This is a genomic window from Sorangium sp. So ce1036 (assembly GCF_051369805.1).
In the GTDB taxonomy this organism is placed as follows: Bacteria; Myxococcota_A; Polyangia; order Polyangiales; family Polyangiaceae; genus Sorangium; species Sorangium cellulosum_F.
This window is the reverse complement of sequence record NZ_JBBMOX010000001.1, coordinates 2,283,381-2,307,439: the sequence shown is the minus strand read 5'-3', so window position 1 is coordinate 2,307,439 and position 24,059 is coordinate 2,283,381. Positions and strand designations below refer to the sequence as shown.

Below are 24,059 nucleotides of genomic sequence, written 5' to 3'. Positions count from 1 at the left end.
TCGAGGATGTCAAGGGCCGTGCGCGTTGCTGGGCCGACAGCGGTTCGAGCGTCCGAGCCGTGCTCGCGAACGCGCTCGAGACCCGCCGCGCAGACGTGGATGACCCATGGCGCCCCCGGCAGGCGGCTCGACGTCACACGCTGGGCATGAAAGCGACGATGCGCTCGAAGAACCAGTACATCGCCAGGGTGCCCATCGCGTAATATCCGGCGATCGCGAGGCGGACGCCCGACGCGCGCTCGAGCCTGCGCGACGCCGCGCGGAGCGCCAGCAACCCCGCGATGAACACGAGCTGCCCGATCTCCACGCCGACGTTGAAGCAGAGCAGCACGATCGGGCGCTCCGCCCCGGCGATCTCCAGCTCCGCCAGCGCGCTGGCGAAGCCGAAGCCGTGCAAGAGGCCGAACGCGAACGCCACGAGCCAGGGCCGCTGGCGAGTCAAGCTCGGCTGCTTCGTGCGCGCCTCGCCGGCTATCTCCACGGCGACGAACGCGATGCTGAGCGCGATGACGGCCTCGACGGGGGCGGTAGGCAGGCTGGGCAGCCCGAGGGTCGCCGTCCCCAGCGTCAAGCTATGCGCGATTGTGAACGCCGTGACGGTCGTGATCAGGACGCGCCACGAGTCCAGCAACCAGAACAGCCCTACCACGAACAGCAAGTGATCCAGCCCGAGCCAGATGTGCGTGATCCCGAGCCAGATGAAGCTGGACACCCCGCGCAGCGCCCCGGCGTCGTGCCGGACCTCCGACACCCGGACGTGCGGCTGCGCGGCGGTCAGGCTCAACGTCCGGGTGCTGCCGTCAACCCACTGGATCTTGATCATGCCGGAGGACGAGAGATCGCCCAGGCCGTCGAACCCGACGCGCCCCGACAGGCCGCGCGCGCCGCAGTCGAGGCGCGGCGCCGCGAACCGGCAGTGCTCGGGGAACACGGGCTTCAGCAAGTCGTACGCCGCGCCGGCGTCCTGGATCCCCTGCGTGCGCTCCCAGCGCGCGATGAACTCGCCCGGTGAGCGCTCGTCGAGCGCCAGCACGCTCAGCGAGGGTGTGTGGGCGTGCGCGCTCGCAGCGAACAGGGAGCACAGGGTGATCCACAGCAACGCCGCCGCGCGCAGCCCCGTCGCGCCCGTCATGGCTGCCCCTCGATCCAGACGCGCCACCGCGATGTGAGGCGGCTGAGCTCCGCCTGAAACGCGCGCGCGGTCCGATCCTTGCGATAGTCCTCGCTCACCTGCTCGCGGACGGTCGCGAACGAGGGCTCCGAGGCCGCGGTGCGCTCGACGACGCGCACGACGTGAACTCCGCGGCTGGACCGCAGCTCTCGCCAGACGTCGCTCGGCGACGCCCAGAGGTCGCGCGCGAGCTCGGGGCCGTACAAGGAGGCTAGCTGTGCTTCGGAGCGGCGCGCGTAGTAGGTCGGAACGGGCAGCCCCGGGCCGTCGGCCGCTCCGCCTCGCTCCAGCGACGACAGGAGCCGTCGCGCGTGGTCGTCGGCGTCCGGGCCGCCGCGGATCAGGTACTCGCGATAGCTGATGGTCTCCGGGATGACGTAGTCCGAGCGATGCTCTTCGTGATAGCGCTGCAGCTCGACGTCCGTGGGCGGCTCCTGGTCGAGCTCGGCTTGCAGCATGCCGCGCATCCGGGCGATGACCTGCGCGCGCAGCACGGGATCCGTGTGCACGAGGGACAGGCGCACCCCCTCGCGAAACAGCGCCTCGTCCTCGACGTAGCGTCGGATGAGCTGCTCGCGCTCCGCGTCGCTCGGGGCCCTGCGCTGGCGCTGCTCGAACAGCGTGACGAGCTCTCGCTGCCTGGACACCGACACCTCGAGCGTGGGCACGTCGGGCGCGCGGGTCACCAGGCGATGGCCGGCGAACACCAGCGCCCCGAGCAGCGTGAAGTGAACGAACGGCTCGGACGCGATGCGCCGCAACCAGGCGGCGTAGGTCCCGGCATGGCCCGATGGGCCCTCGATCGCGGTCGAGCCAGCGGTTGGACGGGCGGCGGTTCGAGTCATGGCTCCCGAGAGTGCAGCGTATCCGGCTCACGGCGTGGCGAGCGCGGCGGACGCTACCGGCCCTCCGTAACATCTCCGTTTCGGCGGCGCGACGGCGGGATGAATTGACGGTCGGGCGCCGGAGCGGCGCCCGCCGCGGATCGCGCCGCGGTCCGCGACGAGAGGCACCGAGAGGTAACGAGCGCCGCACGGAGCTGTGACCTGGACCGCCTACAAGCGCGGCCGCGAACGGAGTCAGGTTCGCCCACCTCGGCCAGGGGAGCACCCGCACATGACAAGAACCCATCGTTTGATGCTCACAGTAGCCGTCCTCGCGCTGTGGTGCACCGCAGCGCGCTCGGCGAGCGCGCAAGCCGCGTTCTCGGTCGTCTTGATCCCCGACACCCAGAACTACAGCCAGTACTCCTCGTACGAGGTCTACGAGCACCAGACGCAGTGGCTCGTGGATAACCGCTCCGCGCGCAACATCAAGTTCGCGGTGCACCTCGGCGACATCACCAATCACGACACCGCGAGCGAGTACGACGTGGCGAGCGCCGCGCACACGCTGCTGGACATCGCCGGCGTGCCCTACAGCATGACCATCGGCAACCACGACATCTTCCCGAGCAACGAAGCCTACGAGCGCGACTCGCTGTACGCCAACTACTTCGGTCAGCCGCGCTACGAGGGCGAGCCCTTCTACGGCGGGGCCTACGACGCGTCCAACACCAACAACTACACGTACTTCGAGTCCGGCGGGCTCGAGTTCATGGTGGTGAGCCTCGAGTTCGCGCCGCGCAAGGACGTGGTGACGTGGGCGAATCAGGTCATCGCGAGCCACCCGGACCGACGCGTCATCGTGGCCACGCACTGCCACATGAACAGCAACGCCGAGCACGCGAGCGGCTGCGCCGACCACTACAACCTCGAAGGCCGCGACGGCGTGGACCTCTGGGAGGAGCTGATCCAGCGCCACAGCAACGTGTTCATGTCCGTGAGCGGACACATCCAGGGCGTGTCGTACCGCCGCCGCACCGGCAGCAACGGCAACGTCGTACACGAGATCCTGAGCGACTTTCAGAGCGAGCCGGTCCTGGGCAACGGCCACGCGCTGGGCAACGGCTGGCTGCGCGTCCTCACGTTCGATCCGGCGCAGGACCAGATCACGGTGGAGTCGCTGAGCGTCGAGGACGGCAACTGCGCGATCTTCGCGAGCTGTCAGGCGACGCTGTACCTGAACTACGACAAAGTGACCAACCCGACCGCGACCAAGCACAACCAGCAGAACTACGCCATCAGCTACGACATGCAGTCTGCGCTGCCCGGGTACGCTTACGGAGCCAGCGATATCCTGTTCAAGGATCGCATGGCCAACGTGCAGCTGACGGGCAAGCACTTCGACCCAAAGATCGCGACGGCGCCGAACGGCAACTTCGTGGTGGTCTGGGAGGATGACCACGACGACAACGGTGTCGGGCAGATCTACGCGCGCGGCTTCGACCCGGACGGCAACGCGCTGTTCTCGCAGATCGCCGTGAACAGCGTGGCTTCAGGTCAGCAGATGCACCCCGACATCGCCATCGACGACTCGGGGCGCTTCGTGGTGGTCTGGGAGGACGATCAGGACGGGAACGGCGTCTACGAGATCCTGGCGCGCGGCTTCAACGCCGATGGCAGTGAGCGCTTCCACGATCGTACGGTGAACAGCGTGTCGAGCGGCCAGCAGTCGAGGCCCGCGGTGGCCTGCGACGCCGACGGCGACTTCGTCGTCGCCTGGGAGGACGACCAGGATGGGAACGGGTACTACCAGATCCTGGCGCGCGGCTTCACCGCGGCCGGCGCGGAGCGCATCGCGACGTTCACCGTCAACAGCGTCGCTGCGGGTGAGCAGTTCAACCCGGACATCGCCATGGATCCGGATGGCGACTTCGTCGTCGCCTGGGAAGACGACCAGGACGACGATGGGAACTTCCAGATCCATCACCGGGGTTTCACCGCCACGGGCGGCAACCGCTTCGCGCAAGGGGCGGTCAACACGAACACTGCGGGTCAGCACACCAGACCGTCGATCGGCATGGCGAACAACGGCGACTTCGTTGTGGCCTGGGAGGACGACCAGGACGAGAACGGCTACTACCAGATCTATGCACGCGGGTTCACGATCACCGGCGCCGAGCGGTTCGGGGTGATGACCGTCAACAGCGTGGCTGATGGTCAGCAGGTCGCGCCCAGCGTGGGGATGCGCGGCGACGGCGCGTTCGCGGTGGTCTGGCAGGATGACAAGGACGACAATGGCGTGTACCAGATCCTGGGGCGCGACTTCACGTCCGGCGGGGCGCAGCACCGGGCGGACTTCACCGTCAACAGCGACTCGAGCGGCCAGCAGCGGTCGCCTGTGACGGCCATGGATGATCAGGGCCGCTTCGTGGCGGCCTGGGAGGATGACATGGACGGGAACGGGAAGGCGCTCATCCTCGTCCGCAACTTCAATTATTGATAGTCGACGCGGCGGCCTGGCAAGTCGGGCGCCGGCCGCTGTCGAGGTCGGCCGACGCGAAGGGAAAGGCTCCCTCTCGGCCTGCGAGAGGCCACGTCGCCGACCACATCGCCGCGCGGCGGTCCCCCACGTCGGCCTGTCGCTCGGCTTCGGCGCACACGTCGGGTCGATCCCCGGCGGCCGGGGGGGCCGCCAGGGCACACCTCAGCGTCGCGGCACCTGCGGCGGCTCGGGCCCGCGGCTTCCAATTTGTCCAAGATGGCGGCGCGCGCGGACCGCAAAGTCGGCTCATGAAGATCATCCTCTTCCTGGTCATGCTCGCTCTCGGGGGCTGCATGACCGACGACACGCAATCCACCTCGGCCGAGGCAGGCTCCGCGACCACCTTGGCATCCGCCCGCTACCAGGTCACGGACGTCGATCGTGCCGTTCGCTTCTACACCGAACGACTCGGCTTCGCGCTCGAGGTGCAGGCCGGCACGCAGCTCGCGGCGGTCTCGCGCGGTGACTTGCACCTGCTCCTGAGCGGCCCCGGCAGCTCCGGCGCGCGCCCGATGCCCGACGGCCGCGCTCAGGTCCCCGGCGGCTGGAGCCGCGTCGTCCTCTACGTCGACGACTTCGCCGCGCTCATCGATCGACTCCGTGCGGCCGGGACACCCTTCCGAAACGACATCGAACGCGGCACGAGCGGCGCGCAGATCCAGATCGAGGATCCGGACGGCAACCCGATCGAGATCCATGAGGCGTCGGAGGGATCGACCTCGGCCGCGGCAGGCCCCGATGCCACCACGGCAGCCGTCCGTTACCAGGTCACGGACGTCGATCGCGCCGTTCGCTTCTACACCGAACGACTCGGCTTCGCGCTCGACGTGCAGGCCGGCACGCAGCTCGCGGGGGTCTCGCGCGGTGACTTGCACCTGCTCCTGAGCGGCCCCGGCAGCTCCGGCGCGCGCCCGATGCCCGACGGCCGCGCTCAGGTCCCGGGCGGTTGGAACCGCGTCGTCCTCTACGTCGACGACTTCGCCGCGCTCATCGATCGACTCCGTGCGGCCGGGACACCCTTCCGAAACGACATCGAACGCGGCACGGGTGGCGCGCAGATTCAGATCGAAGATCCGGACGGCAACCCGGTCGAGCTTCGCGAGGCGCCGGAGGGTTAGAGCACCGCGTTGGAGCTCGTAACACGCTTGTACCAGGCATCAGCGATCGTTGGAGCACAGCGCGCCGGCGATGATCCCCTCCTGCTCCGCGAACACGCGGGCGGAATGCCCGCCCTTGCGCCAGCGCGCCCCTCGGTCGCGCCAGGTACGTGCGCTCTCGTCCATCGATATCTCAGGCGCGAAATTTCCGCGCAGCCCAGAGGCTCGACGACAGCATGGGGGTCGCCGCACGCATGCAAACCGGCCGGCGAGGGAGCAGCCCTGGTTCCGCGCGAGCTTCGGCTCGAACTTCGGCAACCGGGTGAACAACCTCCCCTTCGACCATCACATGGTCATGGGCCTCGTCGCGCCGCGCGCGCTGCTCGTCCTCGACAACAAGATCGACTGGCTCGGCATCGACAGCACCTTCACGGCCGGGTCCATCGCCCACGCGATCCGGGAGGGGCTCGGAGTGCCCGACAAGATGGGCTACTGGCAGCTCGGCGGCCACATGCACTGCCAGTTCCCGTCGCAGCAGCGGGCGATCCTCGATGCGTACGTGAAGAAGTTCCTCGTCGGGGGCGGCACCGCCGACACCAACGTGCTCCGGGGCGAGGGGGCGAGGGCCGATCTGAACCGGTGGATGAAGTGGACGGCGCCGAGGCTCCAGTGACCGATCCCGGCGCGGGGCCGCCGGGCCCCGACGCCGTCGCCTGAGGTCGGCGACAAGCAGATTCGTCCCCGGCGGAGCAGTGAGACGGCGGTCCCGACAGGCACCTCCAGCGCCCGCGCCATCCCGCTCACCTGCTCCGCCCTCTCCGCACTCTCTGCCCCGGACGAGCACGTTCCGCTCGTGGGGCTCCCCGGCCAGCGCAGATCCAGTGAAGCTCGATGGGCTGGCCCCATGGCCACGCCGCAGGAATTCCGGCTGCGGCTGGAGGATCTCGGCTACCATCGGATCACCGAGGAACAGAAGGAGGGAGCGGCGATCGACGTCATCGCGTTGTTCCAGCGCGATCGGCGGGCGCGAGCCCACGGGGGATCCTGGACGACAGGACGCGCGCGCGCAGGGAGACCGCGCACGAGCATCAAGGGAGTGGAGGACGGATGGCAGCGCGCAGCGTGGTGTGCACTCTGATCAACAAGACGGGCGAGCTGTTGTCGCTCGCAGACACCCAGCTCGACCACGGCATCTTCACCCCGGGGAAGACGCCACCGGCGACCTGCAATGGAGCCGCGTCGTGGTCGGGGGAGTCCGATGGCCTCATGACGGGGACCGAGGGTCGCGTCACCTACAAGGGGCCGAGCGGCGCCGTGACGCTCCACTGGAACAACCCGTTCGTCGGCGACAACGACCACGGCGCGACCCCTGCGGGCGACTACGTCATCGAGGCGTTTCAGGGCCCCGAGGCGGGGAGCAACGTGAGCGCCACCTGCGTGGTGGGCCGGAAGTGCAGGCCAGACCTGACCGGGCCGAAGGCGACGGACGAGCCCGCGCAGGCGCCGCCGGCCCCGCCGGCGAGGCCGGCCGCCGCGGCGCCCGAGGCGCCGGGCAAGGACAGCCATGTGCCGAAGCTCGGGGGCCAGCTCACGGTCATCACCCGGAAGGACTGGCTGGTCGACATCGCCTGGCAGGCCGTCAACTGCATCGAGTGGAGCCCGCTCATCCTCGAGATCACCGAGAACCGGCACGGCAGCCAGAGCGGCGCGGAATGCCCGGGGGCGCTGCCCACCTTCCCGGGCGTCAAGGAGGGCGGGACGTGCAGGCGATCGCACGCCGCGCTGGCGAGGACCAGGATCGAGCGAGAGGCGTCCTGCGACGCCGAGACGAAGCGCCTGAAGGCCGCAGGCATGGAGCCCTCCGCCGCGGAGCAGGAGGCGCGGAAGAAGCACCCGTTGCTCTACAACGATTTCTATAGCTGGTGCGGCGATCTCGTGACCTGGGTGTTCTGGAAGGCATGGGTGCTGCGAGGGAGCCCGGAGGACAAGATCACGAAGACGGAGCTCGGAAAGTTCCTCAACCGGGAGGCCCTCAACGGCGCGTGGCAGCCCGGGAAGAACCTGAGCATGGTCGAGGCCTACGCGAAGGAGGCTTCCACCGGCCTCCTCGTGTGGCACCCTCCTGGCGATGGCTACTTGCCGAGCCCAGGGGATATCTTCATGGCCAACCGCGCGGCCGGGGGACATATCGCCATCGTCGCCGATCACGAGCGCGAGCCTCCCGGCGGCGGGGAGCGGGGCGCCGACCTGTTCACGACGATCGACGGAAAGTCGTTCGATCTCGACAGGGAGCGCGGCTGGCTCCCCTCGCTGGAGAAGCTCAGGAAGGAGGGGCACGCGATCGAGCTCCCCGCCGGGAAGTGGCAGGGCGTCGCCCAGACGAGGCGCCGGAGCAACGACAAGAAGGATCCGCTGCGCGGCTTCATCGACACCTCGAAGCTCCGTGAGGTCCTCGGCTATCGGTGATCGCGAGCGACCTCGCCCCACGGCGGGCGCGCCGCCGTCCCGCGGGGGCGCAAGATCGCCCGGACGAGGCGTCGCGCCCGCGCGCCCGGGCCGCGAGGCGGCGCGGGCTGGCCGGGCCGCGCGGGACGAGCTCCCACGGGTCTTGGCGCGAGGGCGGCCCGTTGACGCATGAAACCGCCATGGATATAGCGGCGCGCCAGGGCAGTCTCCGGCGTTTCACACGAGCAACTGGGAGAGAACCGATGGCCAGTCTACAGAGATCTCGCGGGGGCACCGCAAGGCGCCGTGACGCCTCGTGCTCCTCGCGCAAGCTGCCAGAGAGGAGGCTCGGCCGACGACCACGAGCGCTCTTCGTCGCCGCGGTGCTCGCGCTCGTCACCGGCGCACCGGGGCGCCAGGCGCTGGCCGCGGATCAGGCGCCTGGCGGGCCCGGTCGATGGGTCGCCACATGGCACGCCAGCCCGACGCCGGGCGGCACGTTCAACGCGCAAGATTGCCCGTCGGACGTCGGTCTGGCCGGCCAGACGGTCCGGAACATCGTCCGCGTGAGCGCCGGCGGCGGCGAGGTGCGCGCGCGGATCTCCAACGCCGGCGGCAGCGAGCCCCTCAAGGTGGGCTCGGCGTCGATCGCGCTCTCGACGGGCGGAGCGGCCACGGGCGCGCCGCAGCCGCTGCGCTTCGGGGGCCAGACCTCGATCGTCATCGCCGCGGGCGGCGAGGCGGTGAGCGACCCCGTGCCCCTGAAGGTGCAGCCCCTGCAGACGCTGGCGGTGAGCCTCTACCTGCCGGGCAAGACCGGGCCGGCCACGCAGCACTATTTCGCGGCACAGGACAGCTTCCTCGCCTCGGGCGACCAGACCAGGGCCGGCGCCGCGAAGAGCTTCACGCGGAAAATCTCGTGCTGGATGTTCCTGTCGGGCGTCGACGTCAAGGCCGCGCCGAACGTCGTTGGCACCCTGATCACCCTCGGCGACTCCATCACCGATGGATACCTCTCGACCAAGAACACCAACCGTCGCTACCCCGATGTCCTCGCCCAGCGCCTGGCCAGCCGGAAGGGCCCGACCCTCGCCGTGACCAACGCCGGGATCATCGGGAACGAGCTGCTCACCATCCGTCCCCAGCTCCAGTTCGGTCATCCCGTCCCGGCCCGCCTCGCGCGCGACGTGCTGACCCAGCCCGGCGCGCGCGCCGTCATCCTGCTGGCGGGCATCAACGACATCGGCGATCGTTCGGCCAAGGCGGCGGATCTGATCCCGGTCTATCGCCAGATCATCCAGTCGGTCCGCGCCGCCGGGTTGAAGATCTATGGCGGCACCCTGGTGCCGTTCGCCGGCTCCACCGGGACCTACAAGGGAGACTACGGGACGGCCAGAGGCGAGCAGGAGCGGCAGAAGCTGAACACCTGGATCCGCACCAGCGGCGCCTTCGACGGGGTGATCGACTTCGACAAGGCGGTGCGAGACCCGTCCAGTCCGGGCCGCCTGCTCCCGGCCTACGACGGCGACCACCTGCACCCGAACGACGCCGGGTATCAGGCGATGGCGAACGCGGTGGACCTGGACGCGATCGTCGGCGAGATCGTCAAGGGCAGCGCTCCGTGACCTCTCCCGTCCCGGCGCCGCCGGTGGCCGCGCGCCCCCGGGCTTGTCCGGGGCGCCGGCGCGGCGTATAGCCGCCGCCGACGCCGCATCCCCGGGCGGCGATCCCGTCGACCCGTGCAGCCGTCCCCCGAGAGCCTCGAGCGCGAGCGCGTCCTCGCGTTGCTCCAGCGCCACGGCTGGAACGCGACCTCGTTCCAGACCCTCGAGTCCGACTTCCGCTACTGGTTCCACGGCGACGACGCCTGCGTGGCCTACGTGGACACCGGCGCGGCGTGGGTCGCCGCCGGCGCCCCGCTCGCGCCGGCCGAGCGCCTCGCGGACACCGCGCGGGCGTTCGTGGAGGCGGCCGCGGCCGAGGGGCGGCGCGCGTGCTTCTTCGGCACGGAGGCGCGGTTCTCCCGCCAGTACCGGTGCGCCACCCTGCTGATCGGCGAGCAGCCGGTATGGGATCCGTCGCGCTGGGCCGACGTGCTGCGGTCCAGCCGCAGCCTGCGCGAGCAGCTCCGCCGCGCCCGCGCCAAGGGCGTGATCGCGCGCGCGGTGAGCCCCGCCGAGCTCGAGGACGCGTCCGGGCCGCTGCGGCACAAGGTCGAGGGCGTCATCGCCCGGTGGGCGTCCTCGCGGCCCATGGCGCTCATGGGCTTCCTCGTGCAGCTCGAGCCGTTCTCGTTCCCCCGGGAGCGCCGCTACTTCGTGGCGGAGGCCGGCGGCGCCGTGGTCGGCTTCCTCTCGGCCGTGCCCGTGTACGCGCGGCGCGGCCTCTTCCTCGAGGACCTCCTGCGCGACCCCGCCGCGCCGAACGGCACCGCGGAGCTGCTCGTGGATCAGGCGATGCGCGCCGCCGCGGCCGAGGGGTGCGCCTACGTCACGCTCGGCCTCGCCCCGCTCGCCGGCCCGGTCGCCCGCGGCTTGCGCGCGGCGCGCCGGCTGGGCGCTCGCCTCTACGATTTCCGGGGGCTCTACGCGTTCAAGGCGAAGCTGCGGCCCGAGCGATGGGAGCCGATCGACCTCGCCGTGCCGCCCGGCGGACACGGCCTCCTGGCCATCCACGACGTGCTCACGGCGTTCGCGCGCGGCGGCCTCCTCCGCTTCGGCGTCGCGACGCTGCTGCGCGGGCCGGCCGTGGTCTTCGAGCTGCTCGGCGTCCTGCTCATCCCGTGGACGGCGCTGCTCGCGCTCGCGCCCGCGGCGCGGTGGTTCCCGTCGCCCGCCGTGAAATGGGCCTGGGTGGCGTTCGACGTGGGCCTCGCGCTGGCCATGCTGCGGCTGAGCCGGCGGCCGAGCCCGTCGCTCCTGCTGCTCCTGGCCGCCCTCGTGACCTGCGACGCGGCGCTGACGCTGCTCCAGGCCGTGCTGTTCAACGCGCCGCGGATGCGCGGCGCGCTCGACGTCGCGATCGCGGCGGTGGCGGTCGCGGCGCCCACGGTCGCGGCGATCCTGCTCTGGAGCGCCCGCCTGCACGCGCCCGCGCGGCGCGCGCGGGCGGACGGCGCCCGGGGAGGCCGGCGCGTCAGCCCGTCGCCCGGTGCCGCCGCTTCTCGTACGTCCCCATGAGCTCGGCCTCGGCGAGCATATGGCCATCCATTGCCCGCAGCACGTCGGCCTTCGTGGCCCCCGGGGTCAGGGACCGGAGCTCCGTGTCGAGCGCGTAGAGCCGGAAGAAGTAGCGGTGCCGGCCGATGGGCGGCGCGGGACCGCCCCAGGCGCGCTTGCCCCAGTCGTTGCTCCCGACGCGCGTGCCCTCCGGCAGATCGGCCCCCCGCGCGCCCTCCTCGAGCGAGCGCGCGGACGGGGGGATGTCGTAGAGGACCCAGTGGACCCACGTGCGCTGCGGGCGCGCGGGATCCGGCGCGTCGGGATCTTCCACGATCAAGGCCAGGCTCTTCACGTCCCCCGTGACGCCGGTCCACTCGAGCGGGGGGGAGATATCGTTTCCGTCGTCCGTGTACCGGACCGGGATCTCGTGGCCGTGAGCGAATGCAGGCGAGGTCAACGTCAGCGCCATGGCGGCCTCCGTGCCGAGGTTCGTCCTCGGGGGCCCTTCCTGGTGCCCGGGGCGCGCTCCAGCAAGCGAGGGTGCCGCGGGCAGCGCCGCGCACCGGCGGGCGGAGGCGCTGCGCCGAGGCGCGGCTACCCGCCCCGCCGCTTCGCCAGCTCCGCTTCCAGCGCGCGCAGCCGCTCCTCCGCGGCCAGCGCCCGCTGATCTGCGGCGGCGGCCCGCGCGTCGGCCGCCCGCTTCGCCTCCTCGGCCGCTCGCTTCGCCTCCTCGGCCGCCCGCTTCGCCTCCTCGGCCGCCCGCTTCGCCTCCTCGGTCGTCGGCACGAGGTCCGCTCCCGCCGCGTCGCGCGCGATCCGCAGCCGCACCGCGCCCCGCTCCCGGCCTACCACCAGGAACGCGTCGACCTCCTCGCTCCGCGCCGGGCCGTCGCCGCGGTAAACGCGCACGAACGCCCCGTCAGCGTCCCGGCGATAGACCTGCAGCGGCACCCGCACGCCGCGCCGATCGGGGCTGAGCGCCGCCTCGGGATCGAAGATCACGAGCTCCCGCACCCCGAGCTGCGCGTACTTCGGCGGGTTCTCCTCGTAGTCCTTCTTCCATTCGTCGGACACGATCTCGACCGCCCAGCGCGGCGGCCGGTGGCCGGGCAGCCACGTCTGCCACATCTTCGGCCGCGGCGGCGGCGGCGGATCCTCGAGCAGGTAGACGTCCGGCGAGACCCGGACGAGCGGCTCCCCCCGGACCCAGGCGAAGAAGTGATCGCCCCCGCAGTACAGCGTCGTGATGCCGCGCTCCGCGAGGAGCTCGCTCAGGCAGGACAGGAGGATGCGGATGATCTCGCCCTGCTCGACGCTCTCCCCCATGTCGTCCTCGTCCGTCAGGTACCAGGCCGACCAGTCGACCGGCGCGCCCACCTCCTCGGGCGCTGGATCGTGGACGACGAACGCTCCTGGCCTCCGGCCGCGCCGTACAGGACTTGCTACGCCGCTCGGCTGCATCATTCACCGAGCATACCCCACCCCGGCGCAACGCGACAGCAGCCCCGGCCCGGCCCGGGGGCCCCCCGAACGCGACCACCCCCCCGGGGCCCGCGTCCCGCAGGCTGAGGCGCCCGTCACAGCCCGAGGCGCCGCAGCGGGAGCTCCCGCACGCGCGTCTTCGTCAGGGCGAAGACCGCGTTCGCGATCGCCGGCGCGACCGGCGGCACCCCGGGCTCGCCGACGCCGCCGGGGGGCGCGTCGCTCTTCACGATCTCCACGTGGATCCGCCTCGGCACCTCCGTGCTGCGCGCGACCGGGTAGTCGCGGAAGTTCGTCTGCTCGACCGCGCCCCCCTTCATCGTGATCGCGCCGTGGAGCGCGACGCTCATCCCGAACACCACGGCGCCTTCCATCTGCGCGCGCACGCGGTCCAGGTTGATGATCGTGCCGGGGTCCGCGACGAGCCACACCTCGTCGACCTGCACCTTGCCGAGCGCGCCCTTCGAGACCGCGGCGACGACCGCCACATACGTGAGGAAGCTCCGGTGCGCGGCGAGCCCCAGCGCGCGCCCCGCCTTGCGCGCCGCGCTCCACCCCGAGAGCTCCGTCACGCGCTCGATGACGCGCCGCAGCCGGCCCACGTCGACCGGGTGCTCGTCGAGCGACGCCCCGTAGTTCGGGAGCTTCGAGAGGCCGAGCTCCGCGGGCGTCGCCTCGCGGGCCGGGCCGAGCACCTCGAGCAGCACGTCGCGCGGATCGGCCTGCCGCGCGTGGGCGATCTCGTCGATGAAGCTCTGGATCGCGAACGCGTGGAAGATGTTGCAGACCGACCGGAGCCACCCGATCCGGACGTGCGCCGTGGCGTCGCACGCCTCGACGCGCAGGTTCGGCGTCGCGAGCGCGACGTCGAGCACGCCGAGGTCGAGCTCCATCGCGCTCGGGGTCGTCGCCTTCCCGTCGAACGTCGACGGGATCGGCGGGAAGGCCGTCCGGTGCAGCCACGCGGTGAGCTTGCCGTCCGCGTCGAGCCCCGCCTTCAGCCGCTGCGTGCTCACGCTGTGGAAGTAGCCGCTCTGCACGTCGTCCTCGCGGGTCCACTGCACGCGGACCGGCGCCCCCACCTCGCGCGCGAGGAGCGCCGCCTCGGCGACGTAGTCCGGCTTCGACTTGCGGCCGAAGCCGCCGCCGAGGAGCGTCACGTGCACGGTGACCTTCCCCTCGTCGAGGCCGAGCGCCCGCGCCACCTCGGCGCGCGCCGCCTGGGGGTTCTGCGTCGGCGCCCACACCTCGCAGCCGTCCGCGTCGACCCGCGCCACCGCCGCGGGCGGCTCCATGGCCACGTGCGCGAGGTGCGGCACGTGGTACTCGGCCTCGATCGTGCGCGCCGCCGCCGCGAACGCCCGGTCCACGTCGCCGACCTGCCGCATCACCTTGCCCGGCGCGCTCGCCGCGCGCGAGAGCGCCTCCCGGAAGCTCGCCGAGTCGTACGCCGCGTTCGCGCCGTGATCCCACGTGACCTCCAGCGCCGCCCGCCCGCGCATCGCGGCCCACGTCGTGTCCGCCACGACCGCGACGCCGCCGAGCGGCTGGAACCCGGCCGGGCCCTTCGGCGCCGGCAGCTCCACGAGCCGCTTCACGCCCGGCACGGCCAGGGCGCGCGCCCCGTCGTACCGCGCGACCTTGCCGCCCACGACCGGCGGGCGCGCGACGACCGCGGTGAGCATCCCCGGCAGGCGCACGTCCGCGCCGAACTGGGCGGCGCCCGTGACGATGGCCGGCCCGTCGAGCAGCGGGAGCGGGCCGCCGACGCGCTTGAGCTCCGAGGCGGGGCGGAGCGCGACGGCCTTCGCGTCCGGCACCGGGAGCTTCGCCGCGTCGGCCACGAGCTCGCGGAAGTCCAGCGAGCGCTTCGACCTCGCGTGGTGGACCGCGTGCCCCTCGGCGACGCACTCCGCCGCGGGCACGCGCCACCGCCTCGCCGCGGCCGCGACGAGCATGGCGCGCGCCGTCGCGCCCACGCGCCGCAGCGGCTCGTAGCTGCCGCGCACGCTGCGCGAGCCGTCGGTGTTCTGGTCGCCGTACGCCTTGTCGCCGTCGGCCTGCACGACCTTGACGCGCGCCATGTCGGCGCCGAGCTCGTCGGCGACGAGCACCGGCAGCGAGCTGCGGATCCCCTGCCCCATCTCCGACCGGTGGCAGACGATCGACACCGTCCCGTCGGTCGCGATGTGCAGGAACACGCTCGTCCGGAGCCCGGCGGACGCCGGCGCCCTGGCCTCGGCGGCGTCGGCGCGGCCCTCGGCGAGCCCGAGCGCGAGCCCGCCCACCGCGAGCCCGAGCCCCGCGAGGAAAGAGCGGCGGAGGAGGACGACCCGTTGCTGTTCCATCTTCACTCCGTGGGCAGGCCGGCGGCCTTGCGGACCGCCGCCCGGATGCGCGTGTACGTGCCGCACCGGCAGAGGTTGCCGGCGAGCGATCGATCGATGTCCTCGTCCGAGGGCCGCGGGTTCTTCCGGAGCAGCGCCGCGGCGCTCATGATCTGCCCCGCCTGGCAGAAGCCGCACTGCGGGACGCCGAGATCCACCCACGCGCGCTGCAGCGGGTGGTCGCCGGACGGGCTCAGCCCCTCGATCGTCGTGACCGAGGCGCCCGCCGCGCGCCGCACCGGCGTCACGCACGCGCGCACGGTCTCGCCGTCGAGGTGCACCACGCACGCCCCGCAGAGCGCCTGGCCGCAGCCGTACTTCGTCCCCGTGAGGCCGAGCACGTCGCGCAGCACCCAGAGGAGCGGCATCTCCGGATCCACGTCGAGCCGGTGCTCGGCGCCGTTCACCTTCAGGATGATCATGGTCGTGCCTCCTCGGGCGGGCACGCGGCGCCCGCCTTCACCCACGCGTCGATGAGCGCGCCGAAGGCCGCCTGCGACCCCGGCGGCGTCGTGCGGCCGTGCCCCGGCGCCCACCCCCAGGCGACGAGCTCGTCGTGCGCGGCGTGCTCGGCGATCTGCGAGAGCGTCTTGTCGCCGTTGCGCGCGGGATCCTTGATCTGCGCGCAGATCGCCGAGGGCGAGCGGCCCAGCCACGCCATCTCGGCGGGCGCGAGGTGCCAGCCCGGCGCCCCGGGCACGCGCGCGAGCTCGAGGTTCCTGTCCTGGTGGCACGACGTGCACTCCATCGCCACCACCCCGCGATCCCGAGCGCCGCGCTCGACCGGCGGATCGTGGCGCTCGCCGCGATCGCCCTGGCGCGGGACGCCGTCGTGCGGGTGGCAGTTCACGCAGCGCGGATGGAGCAGCACCTTGCTCGCCTCGAGGAAGATCGAGGCCGCGCGCGCGTCGTCGTCCCGGATGGCCGCGAACGCCTCCGGGCCGCGGAGCTCGCCCGGCGCCGCGGGCGGGAGGACCGGCTTCGGCGCCTCCGCGCGCGGCGCGTCGCACGCCGCGGCGAGGAGGGCGACGCCCGCGAGAAAGGAGAGGTGGAGTGGCTGCATCGCTCGGCGCAGACTGCTGGCTTTGCGTCCACGACACAAGTACCGCAGCAACACCGGAACGCCTCCGGTGCATCCCGGGCAACGGATTCAGCGCCGCGCACGTTGTAGCGAGCTGTCACGAGCGCTCCCCGGAGTGCGGCTCCGCGCCACGGCGGCCGGCGCGAGCTCCCTCACGATCCCGGAACGACACCCTCCAGAACGCTGGCTCGCCCCGTGCAAGCCCGCGTCGTCCATGAGCAAGACGGTAGGGATGGGCGAAGCCACACAACCGTCGCCGTGCCTGATCGCCCCAGCCGAGGCAACTTGTCACGTCGCGGCGTCGGACGTGGAGCCTGGGCCTCTTCCGGGCGCGCAGGCGGGGTCGCAGCTCCGGCTCCTCCGCGCGCTCGGCCAGGGCGGGATGGGGAGCGTCTGGCTCGCCGAGCACGTCGCGCTCAGGACGCAGGTCGCGGTGAAGTTCCTCCGCGACACGTACGCGGATCACCCGCTGGCCGTCGAGCGGCTCCGGCGCGAGGCCGAGGCGGCCGCCCGGATCCAGAGCCCCCACGTCGTGCGCGTCTTCGATCTCGGGTGCACCGACCAGGGGACCCCCTACATCGTGATGGAGCACCTCGAAGGCGAGACGCTCCACGACCTGCTCGCGCGGCGCGGGCGGCTGTCGCTCGACGAGACGGCCTGCATCGTGCGCCAGCTCGGCGCGGCGCTGGCCAGGGCGCACGAGGCGGGCGTCGTCCACCGCGACATCAAGCCCGAGAACGTCTTCCTCGTGGCCGGCGAGCGCGATCCGTTCGTGAAGGTGCTCGACTTCGGCATCGCCAAGGACACGGCGGGCGACGCCGAGCGGCTCACCATGACGGGCGCCATCCTGGGGACGCCGCACTTCATGTCACCGGAGCAGATGGCCGGTGGGACGCGGGTCGGACCCGCGAGCGATCTCTGGTCGCTCGGCGTCGTGAGCTACCTCTGCCTGACGGGACGGACCCCCTTCGGCGGCGCCACCATCGCGGCGGTCGCGGTCGCGATCGATCGAGGGCCGCCCCCGCTGCCGTCCCGGCTCGTCCCCGGCCTGCCGCCCGCCATCGACGCGTGGCTCCTCTCGCTGCTCCAGCCGGACCCGGCGCGCCGCGCCCAGAGCGCGCGCGACGTCCTCGACGCGCTGGACGCGGCCCTGGCCGCGCCCCGCGACGCGCGGCCCGCCGCGGCCCGGACGGAGCCCACGCCCGCGCGCGACGCCCTCGCCTCGGGCGAGGGCTTCCCGTCGCTCGTGACCACGTTGCTGCCGTTCGTCCCGCTGGGCCCGGGCTCGCCGGGGCTGCCGGCGCGCAAGCGCGCCTGGGCCGTGGCCGCCGCCGCCATCCTGGGGGCCGGCACCCTGGCCTGGGCCGGCGCTTCCGGTGTGACCCGGGCGGCGCCGGCGGTGCAGCCGGCGCAGATCGCGTCGCTCGGGCTGGGCGGCGACGGGCCGGCCGAGCGCCCCGCCTCCCCTGCCGCCGGGCTGGCCGCGCACTGCGCGCCGGGCGCGTCGCAGCCAGGAGGGCCGGGCGCGGAGCGAACCGGCGCGCCGGACGCGCCGCCCTCCGGAGCGCCGGGCGCGTTGCCCTCCGGAGCGCAGGGCGCGCCGTCCCCCGGCGCGCCGGACGTGCCGCAGGCCGCGCCGCAGGCCGCGCTCGGGGCGCCGGGCGACTCCCTGGCGCCGGACGGCGTCCAGGCGGCGCGCTCCGCCGCTCGATCCGCCCCCGCCGCGCTGCCGGCCGGCAAGAAGGTCACCCACCGCGCGCGCGCGCGCCGCGATCTCGGCTTCTGACAGAGGACACCCATGCACCCGGGGCCCAGGACGCTGTGGATGATTCCCTGCCTGTTCGTCGCGACCTTGCCGCCGAGCGCCACGGCAGCGCAGGCCGACTCCGTCGCCGCGCTGGACGAGAGGACGCGCAGCGAGGCCCGTGAGCTCGTGTACCTGGGCGACGAGCTCTTCGCCCGGAAGAAGCTCGCGGAGGCGCTCCGCGCTTACCAGCGCGCGGAGCAGCTCGTCGCCGTGCCCACGACCTCCATCGAGGTGGCGAAGACGCTCGCCGCGATCGGGCGGCTGAGCGAGGCGCGCGACATCGCGGCGGCGATCGCGTCGGAGCACGCGACCCCGGGAGAGCCGTGGCCGTTCACCCAGGCGCGGCGCCGCGCCGACGCGCTGCGGGCCGAGCTCGACGAGCGCATCCCCCGGCTGCGGGTGACGATCACGCCGGACCCCGGCGGGGCCCCGCTCAAGATCGACGGCCAGGAGGTGGCGCTCTCCGCGGAGGGCGTCCCGATCGATCCGGGCAACCACTGGATCGAGGTCGAGGCCGACGGCTACGTCGCCGTGAGGCAGCGCGTCTACGTCCCGGAGAAAGAGGTCACGACGCTGGACATCGCCCTCACGCCGGAGCCTCGCTCGGGCGGCGCCCCGTGGATCCTCGGCGGGTTCCTGGTCTCGGGCGCGGGGCTCGCGGTGGGGATCGGCGCGGGCGCGGCGTACCTGAGCGAGCGGAGCGACCTCGAGGCGGCGTGCCGGCGGAGGGACGCGGGCTGCTCCGGGGACGCGCGCGCCGGCGCGAACGCGCTGGGCTGGACCTCGAACGTGGGGTTCGGCCTCGCCGTCGCCGGCGCGGCCGTCGGGGGGCTCGCCCTGGGCCTCGAGGGCTCGAGGGCGCCGGCCTCGAGCGTCGCCTGGACCCTCGGGCCCGGCTACATCGGCGTGCGAGGGACGTTATGACGAGGCGCCCCGCCCTCCTCGGCGCGCTCGCCGCGTGGCTCGCGGGCTGCCAGGTCGTCGCCCCGCTCCCCGCCGCCGGGGACGAAGGCGATATCCCCGGGCTCGACGACGTGGCCGCGAGCGCAGGCGCGGACGCGGGCGCGGGCGCGGGCGGCGGCGCGGGCGCGGGCGGCGAGGACGGCGAGGACGGCGACGGCTGCGAGGCGCTCTGCACGGTCTTCGCGGCGCTCTGCCCGCGCGCGATGGCGGAGCTCGAGGGCTGCGCGTCCCTGTGCGCCCTCTGGCCGACGCCGGAGGTCTCCAGCGCGTGCGGAGAGATCGACGCCGAGGGCTCGCTCGCGTGCAGCCTGCAGCAGCTCTACGTCGCGCTGGAGGAAGCGGACAGCGACGAGCGCGAGGACGTCTGTGACGACCTCCTGGATGGCCGCTGTCCGGAGCCCGGGTGCGAGGGCGACGCCGGCGACTGAAGGACCACGGCTCCGAACGGCGCAGCGCGCCGCGGCGCGAGGTGCTACCCCCTCGCGCACCGTGAGCCCCCGCGTTCCGCAGCAGCCGAAAATCACCCCGCCCGCCCGAGGCGGCGCGGCCTCGTCCGCGTCCGCGAGCCCGGTCCGCTTTCCCGAGGAGCTGCCCATCTCGGCGCGGGTGCTCGACATCGCCCGGGCCATCGAGGCGAACCCCGTCGTGATCGTCGCCGGCGAGACCGGCTCCGGCAAGACCACGCAGCTCCCCAAGATCTGCCTGGCCATGGGCCGCGGCCTCTCCGCCCGGATCGGCGTCACCCAGCCGCGCCGCATCGCCGCCACCAGCGTCGCGGCCCGCGTCGCCCGGGAGCTCGGCGTCGAGCTGGGCAAGGAGGTCGGCTACAAGATCCGCTTCTCGGACCGGACCAGCCCGGCGACGTACGTCAAGTACATGACCGACGGCATCGTCCTGGCCGAGATCCAGGGCGATCCGCGCCTCCGCGCGTACGACACGCTCATCATCGACGAGGCCCACGAGCGCAGCCTCAACATCGACTTCCTGCTCGGCTACATCAAGCGCCTGCTGCCGGCGCGGCCCGATCTCCGCGTCGTCATCAGCTCCGCGACGCTCGAGACCGAGCGGTTCTCGGCCTACTTCGGCGGCGCCCCGGTCATCGAGGTCTCGGGCCGCACCTACCCCGTCGAGGTCATCCACCGCCCCCCGGAGAGCGGCGAGGCGGAGCTCGCCGACGCCGTCGCCAACACGGTCGAGGAGATCACCTCCATCGATCCGCGCGGCGACATCCTCGTGTTCCTGCCGGGCGAGCGGGAGATCCACGACACCATGGCCGAGCTCGAGCGCCACGGCCTCCCGCACACGACGCTCCTGCCGCTCTACGGCCGGCTGCCGCAGGGCGACCAGCAGCGGGTGTTCCAGCCGCTCTCCGGGCGGCGGATCGTGCTCGCGACGAACGTCGCCGAGACGTCGCTCACCATCCCGGGCATCGTGTACGTGGTCGACGCGGGGCTCGCCCGCGTCAACCGCTACGTCCCCCGCACGGGCGTCACGCAGCTCCAGATCGAGCCCATCTCGCGGGCGAGCGCCGATCAGCGCAAGGGGCGCGCGGGCCGCGTGCAGAGCGGCGTCTGCTTCCGGCTCTACGCCGAGCAGGACTACCAGGCGAGGCCCGCCCACACCGACCCGGAGATCCTGCGCGTCGGCCTCTCGGGCGTCATCCTGCAGATGAAGGCGCTCGGGCTCGGCGACATCGAGGGCTTCCCGTTCCTCGACGCGCCGTCGAAGCGCGCGATCGACGAGGGCTACCGGGTGCTCGAGGAGCTCGGCGCCCTCGACGACGCGGGGGCGCTCACGGACATCGGCCAGAAGCTCGCGCGGCTGCCGCTCGACCCGCGGCTCGGCCGGATGATCCTGGGCGGCGAGCGCGAGGGGGCGCTCGCCGAGGTGCTGATCATCGCCGCCGCGCTCGGGGTGCAGGATCCGCGCGAGCGGCCGCTCGCGGCGCAGCGGCAGGCCGACGACGCGCACCGGAAGTTCCGGGACGAGGGCTCGGACTTCGCGGGCCTGCTCAAGCTGTGGGCGTTCTACCAGGACGCGCAGGGCCGGCTCACCCAGAACCAGCTCCGCAAGGCGTGCCGCGATCACTTCGTCTCGTACCTGCGCATGCGCGAGTGGGCCGACGTGCACCGGCAGCTCACCCGCATCACGCGCGACATGGGGCTGTCGCCGAACACCGCGCCCGCGAAGGGGGAGGCCATCCACCGCGCGCTCCTGCCCGGCCTGCTCAGCAGGATCGGCATGTGGAACCAGGAGCAGCGGGTGTACCTCGGCGCCCGCCAGACGCGCTTCCAGCTCCACCCCTCGTCGGGCCTCGCGAAGAAGCCGCCCGCGTGGATCATGGCGGCCGAGCTGGTCGAGACCTCGCAGCTCTTCGCCCGCATGGCGGCGGCCGTCGATCCCGCGTGGCTCGAGGCCGCGGCCGGCCCGCTCTGCAAGCGCAGCTACAGCGATCCGCACTGGACCGCGCGCTCCGCGACGGTGACGGCCCGGGAGCAGGTGACGCTCTACGGCCTGCCGATCGCGCGCGACCGCCGGGTCGACTACGGCCCGATCGATCCGCGGGCGTCGCGCCAGATCTTCATCGTCCACGCGCTGGTGCGGCAGGAGTACGCGACGCGCGCGCCGTTCATGGAGGCGAACCGCCAGCTCTTCGAGGAGGTCCGGCGGCTGCGGGACAAGGCGCGGCGGAGCGAGCTGCTCGCGGACGAGCACGCGCTGGAGCTCTTCTTCGACCGGCGCCTGCCCGAGGGGGTGTACAGCGGCAAGACGTTCGAGGCGTGGCGCAAGGAGGCCGAGGCGAGCGACCCGCGGGTGCTCCACCTCGCGCTCGCCGACGTGCTGCTCGACGAGGCCACGGAGCTCACCGAGGAGCGCTTCCCCGACGCGCTCGAGCTCTACGGCGCCTCCGTGCCGCTCACCTACCGCTTCGAGCCGGGCGAGGACGACGACGGCATCGCGCTCGCGCTGCCGCTCGTGCTGCTGCCGCAGGCCGATCCGGACGAGCTCGAGTGGATGATCCCCGGCTGGCACGCCGAGAAGATCGCCCAGCTCCTCGAGACGCTGCCGAAGGCGCTCCGCAAGGCGCTCTTCCCGATCCGGGACGTCGCCCGGGAGCTCGCGGACGAGCTGCGCCCGTTCGAGGGGCCGCTGCGGGCCGCGCTCGCGCGCGCGGTCGAGGAGCGGACGGGCGAGCGCGTGCCGCCCGACGTGTTCCGGCCCGAGGATCTGCCGCCGTACCTGCGCTTCTACTTCCGCGTGCTCGGCGAGGACGGGCGGGTGATCGGCGAGGGGCGCGACCTTTGGGATCTGAAGGATCGCTTCTCGGGCCGCGCGCGCGAGGCGTGGGCGCGGGCCGGCAAGGCGGGCGTGGAGCGGGAGGGGCTCACGTCGTTCGCCGTCGAGGCGCTGCCCGAGCGCGTGCCGGTCGACGCCGGCGGGATCCGGGTGTTCGGCTACCCGGCGCTGGTCGACGCGGAGACGTCGGTCTCGGTGCGCGTGCTCGCCTCGCGGGCGGCGGCCGACGAGGCGACGCGGGGCGGGCTGCGGCGGCTGATCCTGCTCCAGATGGGGGGCAAACCGAGCCAGCTCGAGCAGCCGCTGCGCAGCGCGGTCGCGGTGAGCGGGCTCGGCGCGAAGGTGGCGCCGGGCGAGCCGGGCCTGGCCCGGCAGATCGTGCTGCGCGCGCTCGACGAGGCGTTCCGGCTCGGCGATCCGGCCGCGTTCCCGAGGACGCGGGCCGCGTTCCAGGCGCGCCTGACCGAGGGCCGGGGGACGCTGCAGGGGGTGCTCGGCCGGCTCACGGGGCTCGCGCGGGAGATCGGCGTGGAGCTCGACCGGGTGCAGTCGATGCTCCGGACGATGGCGGGCAAGCCCGGCGCGGCGCGGCCGGCGCTCGACGACGTGCGCACGCAGCTCGACTTCCTGTTCCCGGTGGGGCTCTTCTCGCGCGCGCCGCTCGAGCGGCTCGCGCACCTGCCCCGCTACCTGCGCGCGATGCAGATCCGGCTCGAGCGCCTGCCGAACGGCCCGCAGAAGGACCAGGCCAAGGCCGCGCAGGTGCTGCCGTTCTGGCAGGACTGGCTCAAGCAGAGGGACGCGCTGCGCAAGCGGGGCGTCCCGGCCGAGGAGCTGGAGTCGTTCCGCTGGATGGTCGAGGAGCTGCGCGTGTCGCTGTTCGCGCCCGAGCTGAAGGCGGCGGTCCCGGTGTCGCCCCAGCGGCTTTCGGAGCAGTGGAGGCGCATGCTGGGATAGCGGCGCCCTTGACGACACCGCAGGCGCGCGATCCGAGCCGTTCTTCCACGCCGCGATGTACGGCCCGAAAAAAATGGACCGACCCGTGTCGGCTTTCTCTCCCCGCTTCCGGATGAGGGGGTGAGGCGAGCGGACGGCGGGGTGAGACGCACCCCGGGACCGCTCGCCTGCGCTCAACCCTTGAAAGAAAGTCCTGGGAGCCACCATGAACACCATCGCCTTCTGCCGCAGCCTCTCGCCCCTCGCCTTCGTCCTGCTCGCCGCCGCCCCCGGCTGCGTGGCGTCGAGCGCCGAGACGCAGGACGACATCTTCGCTGAAGGAGCCCTGGAGTCGGACGGCGCGCAGCTCGAGAGCGCCGCCGCCGAGCTGGCGAGCACGCCGGCCGCCGACGGGGACGCGCCCCTGTCGACGACGGCGAGCACGCTCGTCGGCCTCTCCACGGGGTTCTACATCCCTCCGCGCGTCGGGGGCGACGCCGAGTTCGACGGCCACGGGCCGAGCGTGTCGCTCCAGGTCGAGCTCAGCGTCTTCAATGGCAACGAGCTCTGGGCCGCCGTCTCCATGGACGCGCTGGAGACCAAGAGCAACTGGACGCACGCGGAGGGGACCGCCTGGTACCGCCTGTACACCGCGCGCAGCCCGATCGTGGAAGTGGACGGCCCGGGCGACTTCAGCCACTCGTACACGGACACGGACCACGCCCATGACATCTTCTCGTTCGGGCCGGAGAGCCTCGTGAACAAGCTGGACTATGTCGGCGATACGAAGGGCAACGAGGCGGGGACGAGGACGGGGGTCAGGGTGTACTTCAATCCGATCACGATCGTGACGGAGTGACGGGGAG

General features: G+C 72.8%; 19 protein-coding genes. 12 read left to right on the top strand and 7 right to left on the bottom strand.

The window, feature by feature from the left end; genetic code table 11:
* Positions 1-133: 133 nt before the first annotated feature.
* Positions 134-1,132, bottom strand: a complete 999-nt coding sequence (locus tag WMF31_RS08730) for a HupE/UreJ family protein (protein WP_436601496.1) — start codon at positions 1,130-1,132, stop codon at positions 134-136.
* Positions 1,129-2,016 (bottom strand): peptidyl-prolyl cis-trans isomerase, encoded by an 888-nt coding sequence (locus WMF31_RS08725; RefSeq protein WP_436601495.1) that lies wholly within the window; start codon positions 2,014-2,016, stop codon positions 1,129-1,131. The genes WMF31_RS08730 and WMF31_RS08725 overlap by 4 nt, the downstream gene beginning before the upstream one ends.
* A gap of 292 nt (positions 2,017-2,308) precedes the next feature.
* Here WMF31_RS08725 and WMF31_RS08720 point away from each other — a divergent pair, with 292 nt between their 5' ends.
* From WMF31_RS08720 to WMF31_RS08690, 7 genes are all read left to right on the top strand, one after another.
* Positions 2,309-4,495 carry a metallophosphoesterase gene (locus WMF31_RS08720; protein WP_436601494.1) on the top strand — a complete coding sequence of 729 codons (2,187 nt, stop codon included), beginning with the start codon at positions 2,309-2,311 and terminating at the stop codon, positions 4,493-4,495.
* A 290-nt stretch (positions 4,496-4,785) separates the two neighbouring features.
* A complete protein-coding gene (locus tag WMF31_RS08715) occupies positions 4,786-5,655 on the top strand; it encodes a VOC family protein (protein ID WP_436601493.1) in 870 nt (289 codons plus the stop codon).
* A gap of 70 nt (positions 5,656-5,725) precedes the next feature.
* Positions 5,726-6,307: a glucuronyl esterase domain-containing protein gene (locus WMF31_RS08710; RefSeq protein WP_436606534.1), complete on the top strand. Its 582-nt coding sequence runs from the start codon at positions 5,726-5,728 to the stop codon at positions 6,305-6,307.
* A 231-nt stretch (positions 6,308-6,538) separates the two neighbouring features.
* Positions 6,539-6,772 (top strand): hypothetical protein, encoded by a 234-nt coding sequence (locus WMF31_RS08705; RefSeq protein WP_436601492.1) that lies wholly within the window; start codon positions 6,539-6,541, stop codon positions 6,770-6,772.
* The gene (locus WMF31_RS08700; protein ID WP_436601491.1) at positions 6,742-8,100 is read left to right on the top strand and encodes a hypothetical protein; all 1,359 of its coding nucleotides are present in this window, start codon (positions 6,742-6,744) and stop codon (positions 8,098-8,100) included. Before WMF31_RS08705 ends, WMF31_RS08700 begins: the two co-directional genes overlap by 31 nt.
* Before the next feature lie 362 nt (positions 8,101-8,462).
* Positions 8,463-9,704: an SGNH/GDSL hydrolase family protein gene (locus WMF31_RS08695; protein ID WP_436601490.1), complete on the top strand. Its 1,242-nt coding sequence runs from the start codon at positions 8,463-8,465 to the stop codon at positions 9,702-9,704.
* Positions 9,705-9,818: 114 nt separating this feature from the next.
* The gene (locus tag WMF31_RS08690) at positions 9,819-11,258 is read left to right on the top strand and encodes a GNAT family N-acetyltransferase (RefSeq protein ID WP_436601489.1); all 1,440 of its coding nucleotides are present in this window, start codon (positions 9,819-9,821) and stop codon (positions 11,256-11,258) included.
* On the opposite strand, the gene WMF31_RS08685 is transcribed toward WMF31_RS08690, so the two are convergent.
* The 5 genes from WMF31_RS08685 to WMF31_RS08665 all read right to left on the bottom strand — a co-directional run bounded on the left by WMF31_RS08685 (position 11,215) and on the right by WMF31_RS08665 (position 16,172).
* Positions 11,215-11,709 carry a YbhB/YbcL family Raf kinase inhibitor-like protein gene (locus WMF31_RS08685; RefSeq protein ID WP_436601488.1) on the bottom strand — a complete coding sequence of 165 codons (495 nt, stop codon included), beginning with the start codon at positions 11,707-11,709 and terminating at the stop codon, positions 11,215-11,217. The two genes, WMF31_RS08690 and WMF31_RS08685, sit on opposite strands and share 44 nt — an antisense overlap.
* A 125-nt stretch (positions 11,710-11,834) precedes the next feature.
* Positions 11,835-12,704 carry a Uma2 family endonuclease gene (locus tag WMF31_RS08680; RefSeq protein ID WP_436601487.1) on the bottom strand — a complete coding sequence of 290 codons (870 nt, stop codon included), beginning with the start codon at positions 12,702-12,704 and terminating at the stop codon, positions 11,835-11,837.
* A gap of 113 nt (positions 12,705-12,817) precedes the next feature.
* Complete coding sequence (locus WMF31_RS08675; protein ID WP_436601486.1) at positions 12,818-15,070, bottom strand: molybdopterin cofactor-binding domain-containing protein; 2,253 nt, start codon at positions 15,068-15,070, stop codon at positions 12,818-12,820.
* A gap of 2 nt (positions 15,071-15,072) precedes the next feature.
* Positions 15,073-15,531, bottom strand: coding sequence for a (2Fe-2S)-binding protein (locus WMF31_RS08670; RefSeq protein WP_436601485.1), 459 nt, complete (start codon positions 15,529-15,531; stop codon positions 15,073-15,075).
* Positions 15,528-16,172 carry an Isoquinoline 1-oxidoreductase subunit gene (locus WMF31_RS08665; RefSeq protein ID WP_436601484.1) on the bottom strand — a complete coding sequence of 215 codons (645 nt, stop codon included), beginning with the start codon at positions 16,170-16,172 and terminating at the stop codon, positions 15,528-15,530. The genes WMF31_RS08670 and WMF31_RS08665 overlap by 4 nt, the downstream gene beginning before the upstream one ends.
* Positions 16,173-16,497: 325 nt before the next feature.
* Between WMF31_RS08665 and WMF31_RS08660 the strand changes: the two genes are divergently transcribed.
* The 5 genes from WMF31_RS08660 to WMF31_RS08640 all read left to right on the top strand — a co-directional run bounded on the left by WMF31_RS08660 (position 16,498) and on the right by WMF31_RS08640 (position 24,052).
* Positions 16,498-17,976: a protein kinase domain-containing protein gene (locus WMF31_RS08660; RefSeq protein ID WP_436601483.1), complete on the top strand. Its 1,479-nt coding sequence runs from the start codon at positions 16,498-16,500 to the stop codon at positions 17,974-17,976.
* 12 nt (positions 17,977-17,988) lie between these two features.
* A complete protein-coding gene (locus WMF31_RS08655) occupies positions 17,989-18,921 on the top strand; it encodes a PEGA domain-containing protein (protein WP_436601482.1) in 933 nt (310 codons plus the stop codon).
* On the top strand, positions 18,918-19,388 hold the full coding sequence (locus WMF31_RS08650; RefSeq protein ID WP_436601481.1) for a hypothetical protein: 471 nt from the start codon (positions 18,918-18,920) through the stop codon (positions 19,386-19,388). The genes WMF31_RS08655 and WMF31_RS08650 overlap by 4 nt, the downstream gene beginning before the upstream one ends.
* Before the next feature lie 61 nt (positions 19,389-19,449).
* On the top strand, positions 19,450-23,214 hold the full coding sequence (gene hrpA, locus WMF31_RS08645; RefSeq protein ID WP_436601480.1) for an ATP-dependent RNA helicase HrpA: 3,765 nt from the start codon (positions 19,450-19,452) through the stop codon (positions 23,212-23,214).
* Positions 23,215-23,419: 205 nt separating this feature from the next.
* On the top strand, positions 23,420-24,052 hold the full coding sequence (locus tag WMF31_RS08640) for a hypothetical protein (protein ID WP_436601479.1): 633 nt from the start codon (positions 23,420-23,422) through the stop codon (positions 24,050-24,052).
* Positions 24,053-24,059 lie beyond the last annotated feature (7 nt).